Source organism: Allobosea sp. 05T422_2 (assembly GCF_056396265.1).
The window spans coordinates 34,044-58,574 of record NZ_JBFTLD010000010.1 but is presented as its reverse complement, the minus strand read 5'-3'; the positions used below and the strand labels follow the sequence as shown (position 1 = coordinate 58,574).

21 protein-coding genes are annotated in these 24,531 nt (G+C 65.8%); 11 read left to right on the top strand and 10 right to left on the bottom strand.

Annotated features, from left to right (window positions below; translation table 11 throughout):
* From AC1DJT_RS03625 to AC1DJT_RS03600, 6 genes are all read left to right on the top strand, one after another.
* Positions 1 to 190, top strand: a 190-nt coding sequence (locus tag AC1DJT_RS03625) for a cupin domain-containing protein (RefSeq protein ID WP_476833541.1), incomplete at its 5' end; no start/stop codon positions are given.
* Between the two features lie 94 nt (positions 191 to 284).
* On the top strand, positions 285 to 1,268 hold the full coding sequence (locus AC1DJT_RS03620; protein ID WP_476833540.1) for a TRAP transporter substrate-binding protein: 984 nt from the start codon (positions 285 to 287) through the stop codon (positions 1,266 to 1,268).
* A 173-nt stretch (positions 1,269 to 1,441) separates the two neighbouring features.
* Positions 1,442 to 1,975: a TRAP transporter small permease gene (locus AC1DJT_RS03615; protein WP_441488024.1), complete on the top strand. Its 534-nt coding sequence runs from the start codon at positions 1,442 to 1,444 to the stop codon at positions 1,973 to 1,975.
* A 3-nt stretch (positions 1,976 to 1,978) separates the two neighbouring features.
* Complete coding sequence (locus AC1DJT_RS03610; RefSeq protein WP_441488023.1) at positions 1,979 to 3,259, top strand: TRAP transporter large permease; 1,281 nt, start codon at positions 1,979 to 1,981, stop codon at positions 3,257 to 3,259.
* Positions 3,256 to 4,728 carry a mannitol dehydrogenase family protein gene (locus tag AC1DJT_RS03605; RefSeq protein WP_441504426.1) on the top strand — a complete coding sequence of 491 codons (1,473 nt, stop codon included), beginning with the start codon at positions 3,256 to 3,258 and terminating at the stop codon, positions 4,726 to 4,728. The genes AC1DJT_RS03610 and AC1DJT_RS03605 overlap by 4 nt, the downstream gene beginning before the upstream one ends.
* A gap of 115 nt (positions 4,729 to 4,843) precedes the next feature.
* Positions 4,844 to 5,680, top strand: coding sequence for a transporter substrate-binding domain-containing protein (locus AC1DJT_RS03600; protein ID WP_441504425.1), 837 nt, complete (start codon positions 4,844 to 4,846; stop codon positions 5,678 to 5,680).
* Positions 5,681 to 5,849: 169 nt separating this feature from the next.
* Here AC1DJT_RS03600 and AC1DJT_RS03595 read toward each other — a convergent pair whose 3' ends face one another.
* Positions 5,850 to 7,022 (bottom strand): amidohydrolase, encoded by a 1,173-nt coding sequence (locus AC1DJT_RS03595; protein WP_476775585.1) that lies wholly within the window; start codon positions 7,020 to 7,022, stop codon positions 5,850 to 5,852.
* A gap of 208 nt (positions 7,023 to 7,230) precedes the next feature.
* On the opposite strand from AC1DJT_RS03595, the gene AC1DJT_RS03590 reads away from it, so the two are divergent.
* A complete protein-coding gene (locus AC1DJT_RS03590) occupies positions 7,231 to 8,937 on the top strand; it encodes a lysine--tRNA ligase (protein ID WP_441504423.1) in 1,707 nt (568 codons plus the stop codon).
* Positions 8,934 to 9,629, top strand: a complete 696-nt coding sequence (locus tag AC1DJT_RS03585) for a nitroreductase (RefSeq protein WP_441504422.1) — start codon at positions 8,934 to 8,936, stop codon at positions 9,627 to 9,629. Before AC1DJT_RS03590 ends, AC1DJT_RS03585 begins: the two co-directional genes overlap by 4 nt.
* A gap of 9 nt (positions 9,630 to 9,638) precedes the next feature.
* Here AC1DJT_RS03585 and AC1DJT_RS03580 read toward each other — a convergent pair whose 3' ends face one another.
* From AC1DJT_RS03580 to AC1DJT_RS03555, 6 genes are all read right to left on the bottom strand, one after another.
* Complete coding sequence (locus AC1DJT_RS03580) at positions 9,639 to 10,694, bottom strand: DUF808 domain-containing protein (protein ID WP_441504421.1); 1,056 nt, start codon at positions 10,692 to 10,694, stop codon at positions 9,639 to 9,641.
* Positions 10,695 to 10,784: 90 nt separating this feature from the next.
* Positions 10,785 to 11,939, bottom strand: a complete 1,155-nt coding sequence (locus AC1DJT_RS03575) for an acyl-CoA dehydrogenase family protein (RefSeq protein WP_476767711.1) — start codon at positions 11,937 to 11,939, stop codon at positions 10,785 to 10,787.
* 148 nt (positions 11,940 to 12,087) lie between these two features.
* Positions 12,088 to 13,287 (bottom strand): acyl-CoA dehydrogenase family protein, encoded by a 1,200-nt coding sequence (locus AC1DJT_RS03570; RefSeq protein WP_476833539.1) that lies wholly within the window; start codon positions 13,285 to 13,287, stop codon positions 12,088 to 12,090.
* Between the two features lie 5 nt (positions 13,288 to 13,292).
* Positions 13,293 to 14,480: an acetyl-CoA C-acyltransferase gene (locus AC1DJT_RS03565; RefSeq protein ID WP_441504418.1), complete on the bottom strand. Its 1,188-nt coding sequence runs from the start codon at positions 14,478 to 14,480 to the stop codon at positions 13,293 to 13,295.
* Positions 14,481 to 14,495: 15 nt separating this feature from the next.
* Positions 14,496 to 16,181: an AMP-binding protein gene (locus AC1DJT_RS03560; RefSeq protein WP_441504417.1), complete on the bottom strand. Its 1,686-nt coding sequence runs from the start codon at positions 16,179 to 16,181 to the stop codon at positions 14,496 to 14,498.
* Positions 16,178 to 18,259: a 3-hydroxyacyl-CoA dehydrogenase NAD-binding domain-containing protein gene (locus AC1DJT_RS03555; RefSeq protein ID WP_476833538.1), complete on the bottom strand. Its 2,082-nt coding sequence runs from the start codon at positions 18,257 to 18,259 to the stop codon at positions 16,178 to 16,180. Before AC1DJT_RS03555 ends, AC1DJT_RS03560 begins: the two co-directional genes overlap by 4 nt.
* A gap of 303 nt (positions 18,260 to 18,562) precedes the next feature.
* On the opposite strand from AC1DJT_RS03555, the gene AC1DJT_RS03550 reads away from it, so the two are divergent.
* Genes AC1DJT_RS03550 through AC1DJT_RS03540 form a run of 3 tightly spaced genes read left to right on the top strand, consistent with a single transcriptional unit; the run spans position 18,563 to position 21,325 of the window.
* Positions 18,563 to 19,309 (top strand): enoyl-CoA hydratase-related protein, encoded by a 747-nt coding sequence (locus tag AC1DJT_RS03550; protein ID WP_441488011.1) that lies wholly within the window; start codon positions 18,563 to 18,565, stop codon positions 19,307 to 19,309.
* Positions 19,310 to 19,313: 4 nt separating this feature from the next.
* Positions 19,314 to 20,126 carry an IclR family transcriptional regulator gene (locus AC1DJT_RS03545; protein ID WP_441504414.1) on the top strand — a complete coding sequence of 271 codons (813 nt, stop codon included), beginning with the start codon at positions 19,314 to 19,316 and terminating at the stop codon, positions 20,124 to 20,126.
* A complete protein-coding gene (locus AC1DJT_RS03540; RefSeq protein WP_476833537.1) occupies positions 20,123 to 21,325 on the top strand; it encodes a CaiB/BaiF CoA transferase family protein in 1,203 nt (400 codons plus the stop codon). Before AC1DJT_RS03545 ends, AC1DJT_RS03540 begins: the two co-directional genes overlap by 4 nt.
* Positions 21,326 to 21,344: 19 nt before the next feature.
* Here AC1DJT_RS03540 and AC1DJT_RS03535 read toward each other — a convergent pair whose 3' ends face one another.
* The 3 genes from AC1DJT_RS03535 to AC1DJT_RS03525 all read right to left on the bottom strand — a co-directional run bounded on the left by AC1DJT_RS03535 (position 21,345) and on the right by AC1DJT_RS03525 (position 24,484).
* Positions 21,345 to 22,847 (bottom strand): tripartite tricarboxylate transporter permease, encoded by a 1,503-nt coding sequence (locus tag AC1DJT_RS03535; protein ID WP_441488008.1) that lies wholly within the window; start codon positions 22,845 to 22,847, stop codon positions 21,345 to 21,347.
* 4 nt (positions 22,848 to 22,851) lie between these two features.
* The gene (locus AC1DJT_RS03530; RefSeq protein ID WP_476833536.1) at positions 22,852 to 23,343 is read right to left on the bottom strand and encodes a tripartite tricarboxylate transporter TctB family protein; all 492 of its coding nucleotides are present in this window, start codon (positions 23,341 to 23,343) and stop codon (positions 22,852 to 22,854) included.
* 145 nt (positions 23,344 to 23,488) lie between these two features.
* Entirely contained in the window at positions 23,489 to 24,484 is a 996-nt protein-coding gene (locus AC1DJT_RS03525) for a tripartite tricarboxylate transporter substrate binding protein (RefSeq protein WP_476833535.1), read from the bottom strand.
* Positions 24,485 to 24,531 lie beyond the last annotated feature (47 nt).

Below are 24,531 nucleotides of genomic sequence, written 5' to 3'. Positions count from 1 at the left end.
CCAGCACCCGCATCGTCAGGCGTCCTATGTCGAGAGCGGCGTCTTCGACGTCACGATTGACGGCAGGACCAGCAGGCTAGCGGCCGGCGACAGCTTCTTCGTGCCCGAAAACCTCGTCCATGGCGTCGTCGCCATCGAGGCCGGGCAGTTGATCGATTCCTTCACGCCGATGCGGAGGGAATTTCTCTAAGGCCGAAGCCGGCATGGGGCGGCACGGCTCCCGAACACGGGGCAAGAACGACCGGGAAAATCCGGCGATCTATTCAAACGGGAGGAACAGGAACATGCTTACAAGACGGACAGTCTCCGCGCTCGTCGGCGCGGCTTTCATCGCAGCGACCGTCGGCGCGGCTCAGGCGCAGAACGTCACCCTGCGCTCCACCGACATCCACCCTGACGGCTATCCGACCATCGAAGCGGTCAAATACATGGGCCAGCTGCTGGATCAGCGGACCAATGGACGCATCAAGATCAACGTCTTCCACTCCGCCCAGCTCGGCCAGGAGAAGGATACGATCGATCAGACGCGCTTTGGCGTCATCGACATGAACCGCATCAACATGGCGCCGTTCAACAACCTGATCCCGGCGACCAACATACCCTCGCTGCCCTTCATCTTCCGCTCGGTCGATCATATGCGGAAAGTCATGGACGGCCCGATCGGCGACAACCTGCTCAAGGATTTTGAGAAGCACGACCTGATCGGCCTCGCCTTCTACGATTCCGGCTCGCGCTCCTTCTATAACGGCAAGCGCCCGATCGGCTCGCCAGCCGACATGAAGGGCATGAAGATTCGCGTCCAGCAGTCCGACATGTTCGTGGCTCTGGTCTCGGCGCTCGGCGCCAATGCCACCCCGATGCCGTTCGGCGAAGTCTATTCGGCGCTGCAGACCGGCGTCATCGACGGCGCCGAGAACAACTGGCCGTMCTACGAGTCGACCCGCCATTTCGAGGTCTCGAAGTTCTATTCGACCACCGAGCACTCGCTCTCGCCGGAGGTGCTCGTGATGTCGAAGCGCAGCTTCGACAAGTTCAACGCGGCGGACCAGGCGCTGATCAAGACCGCAGCCAAGGAATCCGTCGCCAAGATGCGCGAGCTCTGGGATGCGCGCGAGAAGGAGTCGGAAGCCAAGGTCAAAGCTGGCGGCGCACAGATCAACACGGTCGAGAAGCAGCCCTTCATCGATGCGATGAAGCCCGTCTACGACAAGTTCGTCACCGATCCGAAGCTCAAGGAGATGGTGGCTGCCATCCAGGCGGTGAAGTGAAGGCCGGCGCGGCCCTTCCGGCCGCGCCCAGTCACTTGCGTCTCCTTTTCKGCCTTCCCCGGGTGGAGCGGTTCTGACGATCCCGCTTCGCAGGCGGTTTTCACCGCCGGCGAAACTGGAACAAGCCAGCATCACCCGGGAAAAAGCGCCTCACGCGGCGCCGGAGCGTCTTGATGCTTCTCCTTGCACAAATCCTGACCCGGCTGGGCGCCAAGCTCTGCCTCATTGCACTGGTCATCGCCGGGGCAGGTCTTGTCGCCATGACCGTGATCGTCGCATGGGGCGTCTTCGGGCGTTATGTGCTGAACGACACGCCGATCTGGGTCGAGGCCAGCGCCCTCTTCCTGATGTCCTGGTTCATCCTGCTCGGCGCCGCAGTCGGCGTGCGCGAGAGCGATCATCTCGGCTTCGAGGTCGGCCTCGCCATGTCGCCGCCGCCGCTGCGCAACGGGCTGATCATCCTGACCGAGCTTCTGGTGATTGCCTTCGGCCTCGCCATGCTGGTCTATGGCGCGCAGCTCGCCATCGGGACCTGGAGCGACCGCCTGCCGATCATCGGCATCTCGCGCGGCTGGGACTATGTCCCCATCGCGGTCGGCGGCGCCTTGATCGCCCTCTTCTCCTTCGAAAAGCTCATGCTCTTTCTCACCAAGGCGAAATCCGCCCCGCTCGGCTTCACGCATTTCGGCAGCGCACAGGAAGTCTGAGCGATGGAACTCTGGATCCTCTTTGGTACCTTCGCGCTGCTTCTCCTCATCGGCGTGCCCGTGGCTTTCTGCCTGGGCATGTCGTCGATCGCCACCGTCGTCTATATGGGCCTGCCGCCGGTCGTCGTCTTCCAGCAGATGAATTCCGGCATGAACGCCTTCGCCATGATGGCGATTCCGTTTTTCATCTATGCCGGCGACCTGATGATCCGCGGCGGCATCGCCGAGCGCCTGATCCAGATGGCCTCGAGTCTCGTCGGCCATCTGCGCGGCGGCCTGGGGCAGGTCAATGTCGTCACCTGCACGCTGTTCGGCGGCATTTCCGGCTCGGCCGTCGCGGATGCATCCGCCGTCGGCGGCCTGATGATCCCGCAAATGGTCAAACGCGGCTACGACGCGGACTATGCGGTCAATGTCACGGCCAATGCGGCGATCATCGCGCTGCTGATCCCGCCCTCGCACAACATGATCATCTATTCGCTCTCGGCGGGCGGAAACATCTCGATCGCCGATCTGTTTACCGCCGGCATCATCCCCGGGCTGATGCTTTGTGCTGCGCTGATGGTTGCGGCCTGGGCCGTCGCGGTCCGGCGCGGCTATCCGCGCGAGGCGTTTCCGGGATTTGCTGCGGTGGGCCGCTACATGGTGCTGGCGCTGCCCGGCATCCTGCTGATCTTCATCATCTTCGGCGGGGTCCGGTCCGGCGTTTTCACCGCAACGGAATCCTCCTGCGTGGCTGTCGTCTACGCCGTCCTCGTCACCATCTTCGTCTATCGCCAGCTCACCTGGACGGCCTTTGTCGAAGCGACCCTTGGCGCGGTTCGCACCACGGCTATGGTACTGCTGGTGATCGGGACGGCCGGCGCCTTCGGCTGGCTGATGGCCTTCCTGCAGGTGCCGCAGGCGACGATCGGCGCGATGAAGGCGGTCTCGGACAACCCGCTCGTCATCCTGCTGATGATCAATCTCATCCTGCTCGTGCTCGGCACGTTCATGGACATGGCGCCGATGATCATCATCTGCACGCCGATCTTTCTGCCGGTTGTGAAGGCCTTTGGCGTCGACCCCGTGCATTTCGGCGTGATCCTGATCCTGAACGCCGGCATCGGCCTGAACACGCCGCCGGTCGGATCGGTACAGTTCGTCGCCTGTGCCATCGGGCGCGTCTCGATCGGGGAATCGATGCGGACGATCTGGCCCTTCTACGGCGCCAGCGTTGCCGTACTCCTGCTGGTGACCTATGTCCCTGCAATCTCCCTCTGGCTGCCAAGAGTGTTCCATTGACCAGACTGTCGCCGCAAACCCTTGGCAGCCTGCCCAAGACTGTCCGCCGTCCATCCTATGAGCGCGCAGGGCTGAAGCCCGGCATCGTGCATCTCGGGCTCGGCGCCTTCGCCCGCGCCCATCTCTGCGAATATACGGATGATGCGCTCGAGCACGCTTTCGGCGCCTGGGGTATCATCGGCGCCAGCCTGCAGCGCCCCGACCAGCGCGACAGGCTGAAGCCACAAGGCGGTCTCTACAGCTTCCTGAAGCGGGCTCCAGACGGCCCGCAGATGCGCATCATCGGTTCCGTGCTCGATGTGCTCGTCGCGCCCGAGAATCCCGCCGCTCTCGTCACACGTCTCGCCGCCGCCGAAACGCGCATCGTCTCGCTGACCGTGACCGAGAAGGGCTATTGCCACGACCCGGCCACCGGCCGACTGCGGCAGGATCATCCCGACATTGTTCACGATCTGGAACATCCCGATGCCCCGCGCTCGGCCATTGGCCTGATCGTCGCCGCCCTGAAGCTGCGAAAGGCCGAAGGCCTCGCTCCCTTTACCGCGCTGAGCTGCGACAACCTTCCGCATAACGGCAAGGTCCTGCGCGGCCTGGTGCGCGACTTCGCAGCTCTGCAGGACGATACGCTTGCAGCCTGGATCGAAGCGAATGGAGCCTTCCCGGCGACGATGGTCGACCGCATCGTGCCCGCCACCACCGACGCCGACATCGCGGAGGCCGCCGGCCTGCTCGGTGTCGAAGACGCCGCACCGGTGATCGGAGAACCCTTCCGGCAATGGGCGGTCGAGGATCGTTTTGCCAGTGGCAGGCCCGCATGGGACGAAGTCGGCGCCCAGATGGTCTCCGAGGTCGCGCCCTTCGAGTTCATGAAGCTGCGCATGCTCAATGGTGCCCATTCCAGCCTCGCCTATCTCGGCTATCTCTCCGGCCACGAGACCGTGGCCGAGGCGAGCGGCGATCCGGTGCTCGCCCGCTTCCTGCAGGGGCTCTGGGCCGAGATCATCCCGACCGTGCCCGCTCCGCAAGGCGTCGATCTCACCGACTATGCCGGCGCGCTGCTCACCCGCTTCCACAACCCCGCCATTCGCCACCGTACCTGGCAGATCGCCATGGACGGCTCGCAGAAGCTGCCGCAGCGTCTGCTCGGCACGATCCGCGAACGCCTCAAGGCCGGTGCGCCGATCGATCACCTTGCGCTCGGCGTCGCGGCCTGGATGCGTTACGTCACCGGCACGGACGAGACGGGCACCGTCATCGATGTCCGCGACCCGCTGGCGGGCGAATTCGCCCGCATCGCGACGCAGGCGGGCCGGAATGCGCAGGCGCTGAGCAGCGGCCTTCTCGGCATCGAAGCGATCTTCGGTAGCGATCTGCCGCGCGAGACGGCCTTCACCAAGGCTGTCGCCCGGCAGCTCGATAGCCTGTTCTCGCAGGGCGCGAAGGCAACGGCGGCGGCGCTGGCGGCCTGAGGCCGAAGCCCGGAAAGCAACAGCGCATGTGGAACCCTCTCCTGCAGGGACAGGGTTCCACATGCGAATAGCGAAACCTCTTGATCAGGCTCGCCCCCTGTCGCCAGATGCGGCCATGAAGCGGCTCGCCCTCCTTGCCCCCACATTCTGCCTTGGCCTCCTGATAGCCGGCACAGCTGCGGCGCAATCTCCCGCGACCGTCCCCAATTTCTGGGACGGCAAGATCAGGCTCGATCGGCCGGAGCCCGGGCCCCCACGCGTGGTTCGTTTCCTGACCGACGACGACTATCCGCCGCTACATTTTGCTGCGCCGGACGGCGCGCTGACCGGTTTCTCGGTCGAGCTCGCCCGTGCGGTCTGCGAGAGGATGCTGTGGACCTGCACGGTTCAGGCCCGCCGCTTCGACACGCTGCTCGATTCCCTGGCCGAAGGGCGCGGCGACGTCCTGGCGGCGGCGATGGCGGTGACGCCGCAGATCCGCGCCCGTTTCAGCGCCAGCCATCTCTATTTCCGTTCCCCTGCCCGTTTCGTCACGACCCGCGGCAGTGCTCAGCCGGAACTCGACAGCCGCGAGTTGCAGGGCAAGCGGATCGCCGTCATCAGCGGCTCCGCGCATCAGGCCTTCCTCGAACGTCTGATGCCCTTCGCCCAGCGCCGTGAAGCCCCCAGCCTGACGGCAGCGATTGCCGCATTGCGCAGCGGCGAGGTTGAATATGTCTTCGGGGACGGCGTCGCGCTTGCACTCACGCTCGCCGGCCGCAACGGCGGCGAGCTCGCCTTCAGCGGCGGCCCCTTCCTGGAAAGCCGCTATTTCGGCGAGGGGGTCAGCTTCCTCACGCGCAAGGATGACCCGACCCTCATACGCGCAATCGACTATGCGCTCCAATCGCTCTGGGACGACGGCACCTATGCCAGGCTCTATCTGCGGTTCTTTCCGGTGAGCCCGTTCTGAAGGGAAGCCAACCCAGGCTCCTCGCCGATCTCGTGTCCGGAGCGCTCGCAATCGGCGCCCGGCCTACCCGGTTCCCCGAAGGCTCGCTGCCGCCCCAATCTCGTCAGGTTCGGTTGCCCCACGCAGAATCAGGAGGGAGGTGAGCCCGTGGACCCGCCTCCCTCCCGTTTCATCGCGCGGGGCGCGTATTGGAGAGCTCGCCCTCGAGCGCCAGGCGGGCCGCGCTTGCCATCCAGCCAGCCGTGGCGGGCAGGATATCGTCATTGAAGTTGTAGCGCTCGTTGTGGAGCTCGCCACCGTCGGTCACCGGGCCATTGCCGATCCAGACATAGGCGCCCGGCCTGTCCGCCATGAAATGGCAGAAATCCTCGCTCGCGGTGCTCGGCGGCACGTCGCGCCGAACAGTCAGACCAGCCTGCTTCGCTGCCGCGACCGAGATCTCTTCCTCCAGTTCGGTATTCGCCGTGGCGCGACCGCCAGTGATGATCTCGATCTCGGCCCGCATCTCGAAGGCCTCGGCCGTGCTGTTGGCAATGCGCTTGAGGCTCCCGATCACGCGATCGCGCACCGCCGGCCGATAGGTCCGGAAAGTGCCGTCGATGGTGACGCTGGACGGGATCTGGTTCGGCGCCTGGCCGCCATGCACCATGCCGACCGAGACGACCGCGCTGTCGAGCGGATCGACATTGCGGGCGACGATCGTCTGCAGAGCCACGATCAGATGGCTCATCGCAACGATCGGATCGCGCGTCAGGTCGGGCTTGGCGGCATGGCCGGCCGTGCCGTGCAGGGTGATCCGGAATCGGCCGGGTTCGGCCATAACCGGTCCGTGATGAACCGCCACCGTGCCGGCTTCCAGGCCGGGCCAGTTATGGAATCCGAAGACGCGCTCCATCGGGAAGCGTTCGAACAGACCGTCGGCGATCATCGCCCGGGCGCCGGCACCATTCTCCTCCGAAGGCTGGAACAGCAGATGGACCGTCCCGCTCCAGCTTTCGTCGCGCGCCAGCAGGGCGGCGGCTCCGAGCAGGGAGGTCGTGTGGCCATCATGGCCGCAAGCGTGCATCACGCCCTTGTTCGTGGAGACATAGGGCAGGTCATTCGCCTCGAGAATCGGCAAGGCGTCCATATCGGCCCGCAATCCGACGCTGCGGTCCGAGTTGCCGCGCTTCAGCGTCGCGACGACGCCGTGACCACCAATGCCGGCGGTAAAGGGAATGCCGAGTTCGGTCAGCTTCTCCTGAACGAAGGCAGCCGTCGCGCTCTCCTTCAGCGAGAGTTCGGGATGCGCGTGGAGATGTCGTCGCCACGTCTTGAGCGTTTCGAGGAGAGCGTGATCCATGAGGTATCCGATACAGAGCCAATCGCGGAGCGGAGCCTATACGCATGCGCCGCAAGAGCAATTCGACCGAACGCGACCCGGGCAGGCAATGAATGCGGTGCAGGGCAGGCAACGCCCCAGGACAGCCGGCACCGATTGACRCCGCCCGTTCTCATCTGTCAAAGCMGGAGCTTCCGAAAACCTTGAGACAGACGAGGACCCGCCGCAAATGTCCGCTTTCGATCCCACGCTCGTGGATGCCGCCCAGCGTTCGGCCGCCTGGCCGTTCGAGGAAGCACGCAAGCTCGTGGCCCGGATCGAGAAATCGGGCAAGAAAGAGGTGCTCTTCGAGACCGGATACGGCCCCTCGGGCCTGCCGCATATCGGCACCTTTGGCGAGGTCGCGCGCACCTCGATGGTGCGCCACGCCTTCCGCGTGCTCACCGACGACACGGTGCCGACGCGGCTGATCGCCTTCTCCGACGATCTCGACGGCCTGCGCAAGGTGCCGGACAACGTCCCGAACAAGGAATTGCTGGCGAAGCATCTCGGACGGCCGCTGACCGAGGTCCCCGATCCTTTCGGCACGCATGACTCGTTCGGCCGGCATAACAACGCCCGCCTGCGTGCCTTCCTAGACCAGTTCGGCTTCGATTACGAGTTCAAGTCCTCGACCGACAGCTATCGGGCGGGCGAGTTCGACGCGACCCTGCTGAAGCTGCTGGCGCGCTACGACGCGGTGATGAAGATCATGCTGCCAACGCTCCGCGAGGAGCGCGCCGCGACCTATTCGCCCTTCCTGCCGATCCATCCCAGGACCCGCATTGTCATGCAGGTGCCGATCGAGGCGCGCGATGTCGAGAAGGGGACCATCACCTGGACCGACCCGGAGAGCGGCGAGCGTTTCGAGACCCCTATCACCGGCGGCCATGCCAAGCTGCAATGGAAGCCGGATTGGGCGATGCGCTGGGTCGCGCTCGGCATCGACTACGAGATGGCCGGCAAGGACCTGATCGATTCCGTCAAGGTCTCGTCGGCCATCGCGCGCGCCCTCGATGCGACGCCGCCGGACGGCTTCAACTACGAGCTCTTCCTCGATGAGCAGGGCCAGAAGATCTCGAAGTCGAAGGGCAACGGCCTGACCATCGAGCAATGGCTCTCCTATGGCTCGCAGGAGAGCCTGGCGCTCTTCATGTACTCGCGTCCGCGCGAGGCCAAGAAGCTGCATTTCGACGTCATTCCGCGTGCGGCTGACGAATATCTGCAGTTCCTCGGCGGCTACGAGCGGCAGGATTGGAAGAACCGGCTCGGCAATCCCGTCTGGCATATCCATAACGGCAACCCGCCGGCGCCGGAGGTGATCGCCTCGGGCGAAGGCGATAACGCCGCCAAGACGCAGGTCACCTTCGGGCTGCTGATGAACCTCGTCGCCGTCGCCAATGCTGAGGACAAGGATGTGCTCTGGGGCTTCCTGCGCCGCTATGCGCCGGGTGCCTCGCCTGCGACCCATCCGCGTCTCGACGCGCTGGTCGGCTACGCGATCCGCTATTTCCAGGATTTCGTGAAGCCAGCCAAACAATACCGTCCGGCGACGCTGGAGGAGCGGCAGGCCCTGCAGGATCTCTCAGCCAGGCTCGGCGAACTCTCGGCTGCAGGCGTCACCGATGCCGGCACGATCCAGGACGCGGTCTACGATATCGGCCGACGCGATCCTTACAAGACCGTGCAGAAGGACGGCTCGGCCGGCGTCTCGCTCGCCTGGTTCAACACGCTCTACGAGATCCTGCTCGGTGAGCCCAAAGGCCCGCGCTTCGGCTCCTTCGCCGCGATCTACGGCATCGAGAACACCCGCGCGCTGATCGCCAAGGCGCTCGCCGGCGACCTGCTCGCCGAGCACCACGCCTTCCTGAAGGCGCGTGAGGCGGCACGGGGATGAACAAACGCACCGCGCTTGCACCGGATATGGTCGAACAGGCCATCCGCAGTCGCCGCGCGGTGCGTGCCTTTCTGCCGGATCCGGTCGATCCTGCGCTGGTGCGGCTCCTGCTCGAACTCGCCGCCCAAGCGCCGAGCGGGACCAATATGCAGCCCTGGAAGGCGCGTGTGCTCGGCCCCAAGAGCCGGGCACGGCTGGAAGCCGGGTTGCTCGCTGCGCTCGACGATCCCGACTTCAAACCGGCGGAGGAGTACCGCTACTACCCGCAGACCTTCACCGAGCCCTATCAGTCGCGCCGCCGCAAGGTCGGCTGGGACCTCTATGGCCTGCTCGGCGTCACCAGGGGTGACCATGAGGGTATGAAGCGGCAGACGGCTTATAACCTGCGCTTTTTCGGCGCGCCGGTCGCGCTGATGGTGACGATCGACCGCGACCTCGAAATCGGCTCCTGGCTCGATCTCGGCATGTTCATCCAGAATCTGCTGATCGCTGCCCAGGCGCATGGCCTCGATACCTGCCCGCAGGCGATTTTTGCCCGCTTTCATCCGGTCGTGCGCGATGCGTTGGCGATCCCCGAGAGCGAGGTCGTCGTCTGCGGCATCGCGATCGGCCATGCCGACCCTGACGCAGCTGCGAACCGGCTCGTGCCGGAGCGCGAGCCGGTCGAGACCTTCACCGCCTGGCTCGACTGAAGGCAGGAGCTACACCAGCTTCGGCTTGCTCTTGCCGAACAGCTTCAGCACTGGCGCAACGGCGAAGTGAACGCCGATCATCGTTGCCACGCCCGCGGCCAGCCCGACGACCGCCGACAGCGCCGCCGTCACCAGCCATTCGACAACCGCGCCCAGGCCGGGGACGGGGCGGCCCGATGCCACGGCGGCATCGTGAATGAGGTGCCCCACCGCACTGAAGCCATAGCCCTCGAAACCGTGGATCAGGATGCCGCCGCCGACCCAGAGCATGGCGACGGTCCCGACAGCGCTGAGGATCGAGAGCAGCACGGGCATGCTCACCACGAGCCCCCGCCCGAATCCCTTGGACAGGGGCCGCAGCAGGCGGTCGACGGTGCTGGGCTCGGCTTCGGCGGGGCGTTTGCCACGCCCAAGGTGAAGCAGGTTTGAGATGGGGTGATCGTTCTGCGCCAGAGCAACGCCGGCATCATCGGCCTTCACGATCAGCGCGACGAGACCGTAGACGAAGGCGGTCATCCCGATGCCGACGATGGCCAGGACCAGCGCCTGCGTCCAGAACGAGGACTGAGACACGCTTGCGAGCGTGATCGCCATGATCTCCGCCGAGAGGATGAAGTCGGTCCTCACTGCACCGCTGATTCTCTGGTTCTCGAACTGGGTGGCGTCGATCCCCGCCGAGGCGCCCTCGCCTTCGACATCAGCGCCATGAGGCCGGACCAGTTCCAGGACCTTCTCGGCTCCCTCGAAGCAGAGATAGAGGCTGCCCAGCATCAGCAGCGGCGTGATTGCCCAGGGTGCGAACAGCGCCAGCAGGAGCGCCGCCGGCAGCAGGAATACCAGCTTGTTCCGCAATGAGCCCAGCGCGATCCGCCCGATGATCGGAAGTTCCCGATCCGCGCTGAACCCGACGGCATAGCGCGGCGTCACGGCCGTATCGTCGATGACGATGCCGGCAGCCTTGGCACTCGCCTTCGCCGCCTGGCTCGCGGCATCGTCGAGGGACGCCGCAGCGACCTTCGCAAGCGCCGCGATATCGTCGAGCAGGGCGACAAGGCCGGAACTCACGATCGCACCTCCGGGGACACGCACTGGGCCAAACCAGTCAACGACGCGGCCCCGAAGATGACAAGGGGCGCCTCCGTCCGGCAAGTCGCCTCAGGAGGCAGCGACCAGCCCGCCAGCCTGCCCGACCCGCCGCAGATGATGGGGGGTATCGCCGAACAGGCTCTCGATCATGGTCAGGCGCTTGAAATAATGCGCGCCGAGATATTCCATCGTCATGCCGATGCCGCCATGGAGCTGCACCGCCTCCTGCCCCACCAGCCGGCAGGAGCGATTGATCTGGACCTTCACAGCCGACAACGCGGCGGTCCGCTCGCCCGCATCGGGATGGCCGACCATCATCGCGGCATAGAGCGCCATCGAGCGGGCTTGTTCGAGCGCCATCAGCATGTCGACGGCGCGATGCTGCAGCACCTGGAACTGGCCGATCGCGACGCCGAACTGCTGGCGCGTCTTGAGATAGTCGACGGTCAGGCCGTGCAGCGCATCCATGATGCCGACAGCTTCGGCGGCGAGCGCAGCAATGGCGTGGTCAGCGACACGCTCGAGGATCGGCAGCCCTGCGCCGAGCGATCCCAGCAGAGCCTCCTGGCCGAGCACGACGCCGGAGAAGGCGATCTCCGCAGCGCGTCCGCCATCCTGTGTCGGGTAGCCTCGGGTTCTCACGCCGGGCGCCGCCGCATCGACGAGGAAGAGGCTGATACCGGTCCGGTCGCGCCGGCCGCCATCTGTCCTGGCGCTCACCACGATCCGGTGCGCGCTGTCGCCATTGATCACGACGCTCTTGGCGCCATCGAGCACGAACCCTGTCTCCCTGCGCTGCGCGCTCGTCGCCACGTCGAAGAGATCGTAGCGTGACTGCTTCTCGGTGAAGCCCAGCGCCAGGCGCAGGGTGCCGTCAACGATGCCCGGAATGATCCGCGCCTTCTGTTCAGCCGAACCGCCGAACCGGACGGCGCCGCCACCCAGCACAATGCTCGCAAGATAGGGCTCAAGCGCCAGTCCCTTGCCCAGCGCCTCCATCACCACCATGGTCTCGACAGGACCGCCGCCGAAACCGCCCTCCTCCTCAGAAAACGGGATGCCGGTGAGGCCCAGCTCCGCAAGCTGCGCCCAACCCTTCTCGGAGAAGCCGAGCGGCTCCTTCGCCAAGGCCTGCCGCGCGTCGAGCGTGCCATAGGCCGCGCCGATCAGCCGCTCGACACTGTCCTTGAGCTGGGCCTGTTCGGAGGAGAGGTCGAAATCCATCGGGTTTCATCCAGCCTGGCGGGGCGCTAGCCACCGCGTCATGCTCGCCCTTGTGGCGAGCTCTTGCGTCCTGCGACGCGCGTGAAGGGAAGACGGGGGTGGCCGGGACAAGCCCGGCCAGGACGCGGCAGGGCGCCAAGCCTCATCGTCAAAGCCCCAGCACCGCCTTGGCGATGATGTTCTTCTGGATTTCGTTCGAGCCGCCATAGATCGAGACCTTGCGGTTGTTGAAATAGCTCGCTGCAGCCGCATCGGCCCAGTCATGCTCGAAGGGCCAGTCATTGGTGAGGTCGCCCGTCCGCAGCGGCGCGGCAAGCGCGAATGGCCCGGCCACCTCCAGCAGCAGTTCCGTCGTCGCCTGCTGCAATTGGGAGCCCTTGATCTTGAGGATCGAGGAGGCAGGATCGGGTTTGTTGGGATCGCGCCTGCCCTGTGCTGCGACCACCCGCATCTGGGTGATTTCCAGCGCCTTCAGTTCGATCTCGACCAGCGCAAACCGTTCGCGGAAATCGGCGTCATCCCACAGCACACCGTCGCCGGCCGGCATCTCCTTCGCCAGCCGTTTGATCCGGGCAAGACGTTCCTTGGAGAGGCCGATCCGGGCGATGCCGACACGCTCGTTGGCAAGGAGGAACTTGGCATAGTCCCAGCCTCTGTTCTCCTCGCCGACGAGGTTTTCGACGGGCACGCGGACATCGTCGAAGAAAACCTCGTTGACCTCGTGCCGGCCCTCGAGCGTGATGATCGGGCGCAGGGTGATGCCGGGCGTCTTCATGTCGATCAGGATGAAAGAGATCCCGGCCTGCTTCTTCGCCGCGGGGTCGGTGCGCACGAGGCAGAAGATCCAGTCTGCGTGCTGCCCGAGCGTGGTCCAGGTCTTCTGGCCGTTGACGACGTAATGATTGCCATCGCGGACGGCCCGCGTCTTCAGCGAGGCGAGGTCCGAACCCGCGCCGGGCTCGGAAAAGCCCTGGCACCACCAKTCGTCGAGATTGGCGATACGCGCGAGGTGCTTCTCCTTCTGGCTCTGGGAGCCGAAGGCCGCGATCACCGGCCCGACCATGTAGCAATTGAACTGCTGCGGCAGCGGCACGGCGGCGAGCAGCATCTCCTCAGTGAAGATATAGCGCTGGATCGGGCTCCAATCCTGCCCGCCCCATTCGCTCGGCCAATGCGGTACGGCCCAGCCGCGCGCGTTCATGACCCGCTGCGAGGTGACATAATCCTCCCGCGCCAGCCCGAGGCCTTCGGAGACCTTCCTGCGGATAGAAGCCGGGATCTCGGTGCGGAAGAACTGCCTCACCTCATCGCGGAAGGCGATTTCCTCGGGCGTGAAGCGCAGGTCCATGATGGCTAGCCCTGATTGATCTCGAACAGCCCCGCGCAGCCCATGCCGCCGGCGACGCACATGGTGACGACGGCATAGCGCGCCTTGCGGCGGCGCCCCTCCAGCAATGCATGGCCAACCAGCCGCGCCCCGCTCATCCCGAAGGGATGGCCGACCGAGATCGCGCCGCCATTGACGTTGACCTTCTCGGGATCGATGCCGAGCGTGTCGCGGCAATAGATCGACTGGGAGGCGAAGGCCTCGTTGAGTTCCCAGAGATCGATATCCGAAACCTTCAGGCCATTGCGCTCGAGCAGGCGCGGCACGGCGAAGACCGGGCCGATGCCCATCTCGTCCGGCTCGCAGCCGGCCGAGGCGAAGCCACGGAAGATGCCGAGCGGCGACAGGCCCCGCCGCGCAGCCTCCTTCGCCGACATCACGACGCTCGCAGCCGCACCGTCCGAGAGCTGGCTGGCATTGCCGGCGGTGATGAACTTGTCCTCGCCGCGCACCGGCTTCAGCTTCGCAAGTCCCTCCAGCGTAGTGTCCGGCCGGTTGCCCTCGTCCTTGGCGAGCGTGACCTGCTCGTTCCGCGTTTCGCCGCTCGCCTTGTCGGTGACGGACATCACTGCGCTCATCGGCACGATCTCGTCGTCGAACAGCAGGCGCTGCTGGGCCGCGGCGGTGCGGCGCTGGCTTTCCAGCGAGAACAGATCCTGCACCTCGCGCGAGATGCCGTAGCGCTCGGCGACGTTGTCGGCGGTCTCGATCATCGTCGTGTAGATCTCGGGCTTGTGCTTCATCAGCCAGTCGTTCTGGGTGAGTTCGCGCCGCACCACCGGCTGCACCAGGCTGATCGACTCGACGCCTCCGCCGATCGCGACCGGCACGCCGTCCATGACAATGCGCCGCGCCGCATGCGCGATCGCCTCGAGGCCCGAAGCGCAGAAGCGGCTGACGGTGACACCGGCAGACGCGACCGGGATGCCGGCGACMAGCGCGGCATGACGGGCGACATTGCCGCCGGTCGCAGCCTCCGGATAGCCGCAGCCGAGCACGATCTCCTCGATCGCCGCCGGCTCGATCCCGGCCTTCTCATAGGCTGCCTTGATCGCGTGCGCCGCAAGATCGGCACCGCGGGTCTGGTTGAAGGCACCGCGATAGGCCTTGCCGATCGGCGTGCGGGCGGTGGAGACGATGACGGCTTCGGTCATGGATTTTCTCAGGTCCTATGCAGCGGATTCGGGCGAAGCGGGCTTGGCCCGCTTCTCTTGTTCTTCGGCGATCAACACCTTCGCCAGCAGCTTCCCGGCAGCGCTGCGCGGCAGGCTCTCGCGAAATTCCAGCGCGCGCGGCGTCTCGTGCCGGCCGAGGCGATCCTTGAGGAAGTGCAGCAATTCGTCGAGCGTAAAGGCAGGCATGCCGGCCTTGAGCACGACGAAGGCCTTCGCCGCCTGGCCGCGATAATCGTCGTCGATGCCGATCACCAGCACTTCCTGCACCGCCGGATGCTCGTAGATCGCATTCTCGATCGCCACCGGATAGACGTTGAAGCCGCTCGAGATGATCATGTTCTTGCGCCGGTCGACGATCTGGAACAGCCCGTCGGCGTCCATCCGGCCGAGATCCCCGGTCAGGAACCAGCCCTCGTGGAAGGCATCGCGCGTCGCCTCCGCCTCGTTCCAATAACCCTTGAAGACATTGGGGCCGCGAATGGCGATCTCACCGATTTCGTCGGGCGGGCAATCGGCACGCCCGACGTCGAGCGAGACGATCTTCATCTCGAGKCCTGGCAGCGGTACGCCGATCACGCCCGGCCGAGGTTTCGCCTGCTTCGGCAGGCGCGAGCCGGCGGGCGCGGTCTCGGTCATGCCCCAGCCATTGTTCAGCCTGACGCCCAATATGCCTTCGAGTCGGGTCTGGACCTCGAAGGGCAGGGGCGCGCCGCCCGAGACGCAGGAGCGCAACGACGAAAAATCGACCGTCTCGACGCCCTTGCGGTTGAGCAGGGCAAACCACATCGTCGGCACACCGGAGAACATCGTCGCGCGACGGATCGCGATATCCTCGATCAGGGTTTCGACATCGAAGCGCTGGCGCAGCAGGATGCGGTTGCCGTCCCGCAAATGGCGCAGCAGGATCGTGGTCAGCGCGTAGATATGGAACAGCGGCAGCACCGCGATCGCGGTCTGCGCTCCGGCTTCCAACGGTTCGCCATCAGTCCAGAGACGGTAGATGTTCACCGCCGAGACAAGATTGCCATGCGTCAGCATCGCTGCCTTCGGCGCCCCTGTCGTGCCGCCGGTGAACTGCAGCAGCATCACATCGTCGGGTGAAAGCACCGGCCAGTTCGCCGGGTCAGGCGCCGTCATCAGGTCGTCGAGCCAGGCGAAGCCGCCACCAGGCGGCAGATCCTGCGGCTCGGCCTCCCCCGGTCCCCAGCGCGCATCCTCGCCGACCAATACGCGATCGACGAAGCCCGCCGCACGCAACGCCTGCACCTGCGGCAGGAAGCCTGGAAGGTTCGTGGTGATCAGGCGGACCGGCTGCGTCGCCACGAGCTTGTGCTCAAGCTCCCGCAAGGCATCGAGCGCGCTGAGATGCACGACGGTCGCGCCGCAGCGCGCGACCGCGAAGAACGCGACGGGATGCCAGAGCGTATTGGGAAGGAACAGCGCCACCCGGTCGCCCTGCCTGACGCCATCGGCGATCAACCCCGCCGCGAGCCGGGTGGCCAGCCTGTCGAGTTCGCCATAGCTCAGCTCGCTCTCGCGGAACGCGATGGCCACCGCGTCCGGCCGCGCCGCGACGGCCGGCACGAGCAGATCCGGCACCGTACCGGTTTCCACTGCCGCGTCCCAGTCGCAGGCCTGCGGAAAGCGCTCCTGCCAGATCGGGCGCGCTGCCTGGATCACGCCGCCCTGGCCTTCAGGTCCGCGAAGCCCTTGCCCTCGGCCGCGAGCTCGCGCAGCAGCGGCGCCGGTTCGAGCGCGGCATCACCGCTTTCCGCTGCGAGCCTTTCCAGACGCTTGACGATCACGTCGAGCCCGACAGAGTCAGCCCAGTGCATCGGCCCACCGCGCCAGGCCGGCCAGTTATAGCCGTTGATCCAGATCGTATCGATATCGCCCGGCCGCGCAGCAATCCCCTCCGCGAGGATCTTCGCACCCTCATTGACCATCGGATCGAGCAGGCGCGCCAGGATTTCGTCCGGCTTCATCGCCCGGCGCTCAACGCCCTGCTCCTTGGAAACCTGCGCAATCAGCGCCTCGACCTCCGGGTCGCGTTGCCCGGCGCGCGCGCCCTCCGGATAGAGATAGTAGCCACGCCCGGTCTTCTGACCAAACCAGCCGCGCTCGCAGATCGCGTCCGCGACCGCTGCGGTTTTGCCGCGCGACTTGCGCGTGCGCCAGCCGATATCGTTGCCCGCGAGATCCGACATCGCGAATGGCCCCATCTTGAAGCCGAAACCGGTCAGCGCCGCGTCGACCTCATGCGGCAGCGCACCGGCGATCAGCAGCCGCTCGGCGGCCCGCGTGCGCTGTTCCAGCATGCGGTTGCCAACGAAGCCGAAGCAGTTCCCGACCACGACCGGCACCTTGCCGAGCCTGCGTCCGAGCGAAATCGCAGTGCCCACCGCATCATCCGCAACGCCGGCTGGCCGCACGATTTCAAGCAGCTTCATGACATTGGCCGGGCTGAAGAAATGCATCCCGATCACATCCTGCGGCCGCTTCGTTGCCATGGCGATCGTCGCGAGGTCGAGATAGGAGGTGTTCGAGGCCAGGATTGCGCCTTGCTTCGCAATCCCATCGAGCGCGCCGAAGATCTCCTGCTTGACGCCCATCTCCTCGAAGGCGGCTTCGATCACGATATCCGCCTCCGCTGCCGCCTCGAGCCCGAGCTTCGGCGTGATCAGCGCCATGCGCTGGTCACGCGCGGCCTCCGTCAGCGAACCGCGCTTGACCGAGAAGCCGTAGGTGTCGCGGATGCGGGCATAGCCCTTGTCGAGCTGCTCCCGCGTCGTCTCGATCACGGTCACTGGGATGCCGGCATTGGCGAAACACATCGCGATCCCGCCACCCATCGTGCCGGCGCCAATGACGGCCGCCTGCCGGATCTGACGCGTCCCCTTGCCCTCGTCGATGCCCGGGACCTTGGCCGCCTCGCGCTCGGCAAAGAAGGCGTAGCGCAGGGCCTTGGAACGGTCATCGACGACCAGCTTGAGGAACAGCGCGCGCTCGGCAGCAAGCCCCTCGCCAAATGGCAGGGTGAAGACGCCGCGCACCGCCTCGATCAGCGCCAGCGCATTCGGCATGTCGCCCGACCTGGCTGCCGCATCCTTGGCCAAAGCCTCGAACGCCTCGCGGTCGGATGATGTCAGCATGTCCGCGCGCTCGCCGGTCTTCACGGGCGCCCCCTTGGCCGCAAGCTCCTGCGCCAGCGCAATGGCCGCAGCGACGAGGTCGCCCTCGACGACCCGGTCGACGAGGCCGAGTGCGGCCGCCTTCTCCGCAGAGATCGCCTCTCCGCTCAGCATCAGGGGAAAGGCCTTCGCCGCACCGATCACGCGCGGCAGGCGTTGGGTTCCGCCGGCACCCGGAATGATGCCGAGCTTGATCTCGGGCAGGCCGAGCTTTGCCGCTGGTGCCGCCACACGGCCATGGCAGGCGAGCGCCAGTTCCAGCCCCCCGCCCAGCGCGACGCCCTGAATGGCAGCCACCACCGGCTTCGCGGAGCCTTCGATGATCGCGAGCACGCCAGGCAAGGTCGGTTCGACCGGCGGCCTGCCGAACTCGCTGATATCGGCACCGGCGATGAAGGCCCGCCCGGCGGCCGCGATCACGATAGACTCGACCGCCGGATCGGCAGCCGCGCGCGAAAGCGCATCGACGAGAGCGGCCCGCAGGCTCGCACTCAGGGCATTCACAGGAGGATTATCGATGGTCGCGATCGCCACCGGGCCGCGCTGCGAGAGCCGGACGGTCTCCATGGGCATGTTCCTCACGCTTTCAGTCTGCACTGCAGAATTGAATGCTGCATTTCTCGGACTAGAGAGGCGACTGGCCACGGCTTGTCAAGAATGGGCAGGACGGCTCCGGCGGCGCCACAAGCGGGAACTGCATTGCAGAATGAACGCCCACAACTTGACCGCTCCGGAAGCTGCATGTCATGCCTTGCACGGATCGACGCTAGGACGGATCGTTCCTGCGAATCCAGTATCACGGCGCATCCTTCCGACAGGCAGAACAGCGCTGCTGGGATTGCGTGAAGATCGACAGGGGATAGGCAAGGGATGACCGCGACCGTTCTGACTCAAAGCCCCTTTCCCGGCGTCCTCCAGATCACCATCAATCGCCCCGACCGGCGCAACGCGCTCGACCGCGCAACCTATGGCGGATTGATCGCGGCCATCACCGCAGGCGAAGCTGATGAGGCTGTCCGCGCGCTGGTGCTCACCGGCGCGGCCGGGTGCTTCACCAGCGGTAACGACATCAAGGATTTCGCCGCGGCCTCGGGCGACGGTGCGCGCATCGCCATCGATTTCCTGACGACGATCTCGACGGCGAAGAAGCCGATCGTCGCCGCGGTCGAAGGCTTTGCCGTCGGCATCGGCACCACCATGCTGTTGCATTGCGACCTTGCCTTCGCCGGGCGTAGCGCCAGCTTCCGCCTGCCCTTCGTTACGCTCGGGCTCTGCCCCGAAGGCGGATCGAGCCATCTGCTGCCGATGATTGCCGGCAGCAAGCGCGCCGCGGAACTGCTGCTGCTGGGCGAGGCGTTCCCTCCCGAGACGGCAGCCGAAGCGGGCCTCGTCAATGCCGTGGTGGCGGAAGGCGAAGCGCTCTCGATCGCGCTCGACAAGGCGCGGGCGCTCGCTGCCCTGCCGCCGCAATCGGTCGCCCTGACGAAGATGCTGCTGAAGCGCGGCAATGCCGCCGCCGTGGCCGAAACGATCGCGCTCGAAGCCAGGCATTTCGGCGAGCGCCTGGTCTCGGCCGAGGCGCAGGCCGCCTTCGCCGCGTTCCTGATGAAACGCTGAGGCAATGGCGGCGCAGCTGTCGGACGCCCCCGAACGCGGCGAACGAGCCGGGCCGAAGGAAGACCGGCATTTCGTCACCGCCCTGGCGCGTGGGCTCGATGTGCTCGCCTGTTTCAAGCGCAACGAGGATGCGCTCGCCAACTCGGAAATCGCAGCACGCTGCGGACTTGCCCGTTCCACCGTTTCGCGGCTGACCTATACGCTGACCAAGCTGGGCTATCTCCATCATGTCCCGCATAGCGGAGCATACCGGCTTGGCACCGCGCTGATCGCACTCGGCGCCACCGCGCTTGCCGGGCTCGATGTGCGCCAGATCGCACGGCCCGGCATGCAGGAACTCGCCGACTTCGCCAAGGCCTCGGTCGGCCTCGGCGTCCGCGACCGGCTGAGCATGCGCTATATCGAGTGCTGCCGGGGCGAGGTCGCGATCGCCCTCAACATCGATACCGGCTCGCGCATCTCGATGGCACGCAGCGCCATGGGCCGGGCCTATCTCGCCGCCTGCGACCCGGCCGAGCGCCAGGCCATCATGGACGATTTCCGCTCCGTCGACGACGCTGCCTGGCCGAGTCTGCGCGAGGGCATTGAACAGGCGCTCGAGGAGTATCGCATGACAGGTTGCGTCCGCTCCTTCGGCGACTGGCAGCCGACGGTGAGCGCGATCGCAGTGGCCTTCCACCCCGGTGGAGGCCTGCCGCCGATGACGATCAATTGCGGCGCGCCGACCGTCATCCTCGATCCCGGTTTCCTGCTCGAGGACGTCCGGCCGCGCCTGATCGCGCTGGCAGCCAGTCTTGAAGGAGTGATGGGTTCGTGATCGCATCCGACCTTCCCCTCGCCGGCATTCGCGTTCTCGATCTCTCGCGCATCCTCGCCGGCCCCTGGTGCGGCCAGGTCCTGGCCGATCTCGGCGCCGATGTCATCAAGGTCGAGCATCCCCAGCKCGGCGACGATACGCGCGACTGGGGCATGCGGCTCGGAGAGCGCAACACCTGCTATTTCAACAGCGTCAACCGCAACAAGCGCTCGATCGGCATCGATCTCGGCCAGCCCGAGGGCCTCGCCATCATCCTTGAGCTCGCGCGCAAGAGCGACGTGCTGATCCAGAATTTCAAAACCGGCGGCGCCGACAAGCTCGGCCTTGGCTATGCCGCGCTCAGCGCCGGGAACCCCGGCCTGATCTACTGCTCCATTGCCGGCTACGGCTCCGATGGACCGGAGGCCGCACGACCCGGCTACGATCTCGTCATCCAGGGCGAATCCGGCCTCATGGCCATGAACGGCAATGACGACCAGCCCCCGCTGAAATTCGGTGTCGCGATTGCCGATCTCTTCACCGGCCAATATGCGGCGCAGGCCGTGCTCGCGGCTCTCGTCCAGCGCGGACGCACCGGCAAGGGCAGGCATGTCGAGATGGCGCTGTTCGATTGCGGCCTCTCGGTCACCTCCTATTACGGGCTGGAGGCCCTGGCGCTCGGCGGGGACCCGCCGCGCTACGGCAACGCCCATCCCTCGATCGTACCCTATGGCGTGTTCGATGCGGCGGACGGCGCGCTCGTCCTCACGGTCGGGAACAACGCTCAATATGATCGTTTCTGCCGTTCGGTGATCGACCGGGTCGACCTTGCTGAGAACCCGCGCTACGCCACAAATCTCCAGCGCACCACCCACCGCTCCGAACTGTTGCCGCTCATCGAGGCGGAGCTGCGCGCCCGCCCGCGCGCCGAACTGCTCACGAAACTGGCGGCGAACGGCATTCCCAGCGGCGAGGTGCTCGGCCTCAACCGCGCCTTGCGCTCGGAGCGGGCTGGGCGGGCCGGCATGCTGGTGGAGGACGGGGACAATGCCGGCGCACCCGCCGTACTCGCTCCGCCCTACCGCCTCGATGGCGAACGGCTGCCGGTGCGCCATATGCCGCCGGCGCTGGGCCATGACACCTGGGCAGTCCTCGCGGACGAACTCGGTCTGCCTGCCGAGCGTCTGGACGCATTGAAGGCGCGCGACGTAATAGCCTGACGCCGCGCGCCCGCCGCAACTACGCGGCGACCGCCCGTCTCGACCGCAGTTTCTCCAGGGACCACATGAAGACCGGCCAGAGCAGTGCCGCGATCGTCATCGAAGACAGCACCATCGAGACCGGGCGGCTGAAGAAGGGCAGGATGGAACCGTCCGACTTGATCAACGAGGTGACGAAGCTCTGCTCCACCATCGTGCCCATGACGATGCCGAGCACCATGGCAGCAACGGGATAGCCGTTCTTCTCCATCACAAAGCCGAGCAGGCCGAAGATCGCGACGCACCAGACCGCAAACAGGTTGTTGCCCGCCGTTGAGAAGGCCCCGACCGCACAAAAGATCATGATCACCGGCATGACCGCCGAGCGCGGAGCCCCGACGACACGGCTCGCCAGCCTGATCATGATGATGCCGAACGGGATCATGATGATGTTGCCGAGCAGGAAGATGATGTAGAGCGCATACATGCTCGACGCCTGCTCGGTGAACAGCGTCGGGCCCGGATTGAGCCCCTTCATGTAAAGCACGCCGATGGCGATCGCCGTGATCGTGTCGCCGGGAATGCCGAAGAGCAGCGCCGGAACCCAACCCGACGCGAGCGAGGCGTTATTGCTTGCGCCAGCCTCGATCAAACCTTCGGGATGGCCGGTCCCGAATTTCTCCGGGGTCTTTGAGAAGCGCTTGGACATCGCATAGCTGACCCAGGCAGCCATGTCGGCACCGGCACCGGGCAGGACGCCGATGATGATGCCGACGATGTTCCCGCGCGTCTGCTGCTTCGGATATTTCTTGGTCAGCTCGATCTGCCCCTTGAGGATGCTGCCGAGCCGGCGGTGCTCCAGCTTCGGCGGCTCGCGCTCGGTCAGGGCGCGCATCACCTCGGCAAGCGCAAAGACGCCGACCAGCGCCGGTATCGGCTCGATGCCGCCAAGAAGATCGGTCGAGCCGAAGGTGAAGCGCGGGACGCCGCCGGGATTGTCGATACCGATGCAGGTGATGAGCAGGCCAAGCAGCATCGCGGCGATAGCCTTGATCGGCGAGGAGCGGGCGACCAGCGTCGAGCACATCAGCCCCAGCATGGCGAGCCAGAAATTCTCGTAGGTCGAGAAGGACAGCGCAAACTCGGCCAGCAACGGTGCGATCAGCATCAGCGACAGCGTGCCGGCGATGCCGCCGAGCGCCGAGAACCACAGGCAGATGCCGAGTGCCGTCTCGGCTTGGCCCTTGCGGGTCATTGCATAGGCTTCGTCCGTGTAGGCCGCGGAAGCCGGCGTCCCGGGAATGCGCAGCAGGCAGCCCGGAATATCGCCCGAGAAGATCGCCATCGCCGATGCGGTGATGATGGTGGCGATGGCCGCGATCGGTGACAGATAGAAGGTGATCGGCACCAGGAGTGCCGTCGCCATCGTGGCCGAGAGCCCCGGCAACGCGCCGACCGTCAGGCCATAGAAGGCCGAGGCGACGATCGCGATCATCACATCGGTCTGGAAGACCAGTCCGAAGGCCTGGATGACGGTATTCATCGGCTCACCACGGGAAAGGCAGAAGGCCGCCGGGCAAGGGCACGCGCAGCAGCTTCAGKAAAATCAGGTTGATGACGAAAGGCGCGATCAGCGCCAACGGCACCGCGAGCTTCGGCCGCGCCCCGAAGGCGAAGCTCGCGATCACAACCATGATCCCTGCCGTCGGCAGAAAGCCCATTGCCTCGGACGCAAGCGCATAGAAGGCGAGCAGAGCCGGCGGCAGCAATGCAAGCCAGTTCCGCCAGGCCGGCAAGGGCTCGAGCAGTTCCGGCGCACTATGGCTCGCGACATCCGCCTCGGCCACTTCTTCGAAATGCCGCCCGATACCGAAGGCGATCAGCGTGCCGCAGAGGACGAGGGCAGCCCCGACGGCCATTGGAAAGGCGGAGGGGCCGACCTGCTGGCCAGGGACCGGCGGAAGTGTGGATCCATAGAGGAAGGCAGTGGCGCCGAGCGCCACCATCACGCCCCCGGTTATCTTGTCGGATAGAAGCATCGCGAAACGTCCGCTGATCCGTGCCGGGGCGGCGCCATGAGCGCGAGCGACCGCATCTCCCGCACTCATTTCRGGCACAGTCTGAAAGATCGAGAAGCGGCGGAAGGATGAAGCTGCCTCACCCTTCCGCCAACCGTTTGCCGCCTCAGGCCTTGGCCAGGCCCGCCGCCTTCATCGCGGACGCCATGGCCTTGTCACCTTCGGCCATGAATGAAGCAAAGCCTGCCGGGTCGGCGAACTTCATGCCGAAGCCCCGGGCGTTCATGAAGTCCTTGTATTCCTTGGAGTCGAAGGCCTTTTTCAGCGCGGCGGCGAGCTTGCCCTGGATATCGGCCGGCAGCCCCTTGGGCGCGCCGATGCCACGCCAGGCGCCGACCKAGTAGTTGACGCCGAGTGTCTCGTTCAGCGTCGGAACGTCTTTKAACTGCGGATTGCGCTCGGTCGCCATGATGGCGAGCGACTTCGCCTTGCCGGCATCGATCATGGCCCGGGCTTCGGGCACCGAGCAGGTGACGATGTCGATGCCGCCGGCTGCGAGGTCCTGCATGCCGGGTGCTGCGCCATTCGACGGCACCCAGGCGACATGATCGGGCTTCAGCCCCATCGCCACCAGCCAGCCGACCAGCGCGAGGTGCCAGATACCGCCCTGGCCTGTTCCCGAGGCCTTGAGCTTGCCGGGAGGCGCAGCCTTGATGGCTTCGGCAAGAGCCTTGATGTCCTTGTGCGGGCTCGAGGCGCTGACCTGCACGCCTGGCGGATCCTCGTTCATCAGCGCCAGCGCGGTATAGCTTGCCGGCGTGAGATCGGTGAGACCCTGATGATGCATCATCGAGATCTCGACCGTCAGCATGCCGATATTGTAGCCGTCGGGAGCCGCCGTCGCGATCGCCGAATGGCCGACGACGCCCGAGCCGCCGGTGCGGTTGACGACGTTGCAGGGCTGGCCGAGATCCTTCTCCAGGAGCGAAGCGACGATGCGCGCCGTCGCGTCCGTGCCGCCACCTGCGCCCCAGGGGCAGATCATCGTCAGGGGGCGGCTCGGCCATTGTGCCTGCGCGATTGCCGGCTTGACGATCAGACTTGCCGCGCCTGCCGCTGCCGCACCCTTCAAAAGCTTACGTCTGTTGATGCCGTCCGTCATTCCCGTGTTCCCTCCGCTTAATCGATTTAGGTCCGGGATGCTTCTCC

Excerpts from the sequence above, each read along its gene's own strand:
- AC1DJT_RS03575 (WP_476767711.1), bottom strand. The coding sequence starts at position 11,939 with ATGGATTTCGACCTCTCCTCCGAACAGGCCCAGCTCAAGGACAGTGTC.
- AC1DJT_RS03595 (WP_476775585.1), bottom strand. The coding sequence starts at position 7,022 with ATGGATCACGCTCTCCTCGAAACGCTCAAGACGTGGCGACGACATCTC.
- AC1DJT_RS03615 (WP_441488024.1), top strand. The coding sequence starts at position 1,442 with ATGCTTCTCCTTGCACAAATCCTGACCCGGCTGGGCGCCAAGCTCTGC.
- AC1DJT_RS03600 (WP_441504425.1), top strand. The coding sequence starts at position 4,844 with ATGAAGCGGCTCGCCCTCCTTGCCCCCACATTCTGCCTTGGCCTCCTG.
- AC1DJT_RS03550 (WP_441488011.1), top strand. The coding sequence starts at position 18,563 with ATGACCGCGACCGTTCTGACTCAAAGCCCCTTTCCCGGCGTCCTCCAG.
- AC1DJT_RS03610 (WP_441488023.1), top strand. The coding sequence starts at position 1,979 with ATGGAACTCTGGATCCTCTTTGGTACCTTCGCGCTGCTTCTCCTCATC.
- AC1DJT_RS03555 (WP_476833538.1), bottom strand. The coding sequence starts at position 18,259 with ATGGAGACCGTCCGGCTCTCGCAGCGCGGCCCGGTGGCGATCGCGACC.
- AC1DJT_RS03545 (WP_441504414.1), top strand. The coding sequence starts at position 19,314 with ATGGCGGCGCAGCTGTCGGACGCCCCCGAACGCGGCGAACGAGCCGGG.
- AC1DJT_RS03535 (WP_441488008.1), bottom strand. The coding sequence starts at position 22,847 with ATGAATACCGTCATCCAGGCCTTCGGACTGGTCTTCCAGACCGATGTG.
- AC1DJT_RS03585 (WP_441504422.1), top strand. The coding sequence starts at position 8,934 with ATGAACAAACGCACCGCGCTTGCACCGGATATGGTCGAACAGGCCATC.
- AC1DJT_RS03590 (WP_441504423.1), top strand. The coding sequence starts at position 7,231 with ATGTCCGCTTTCGATCCCACGCTCGTGGATGCCGCCCAGCGTTCGGCC.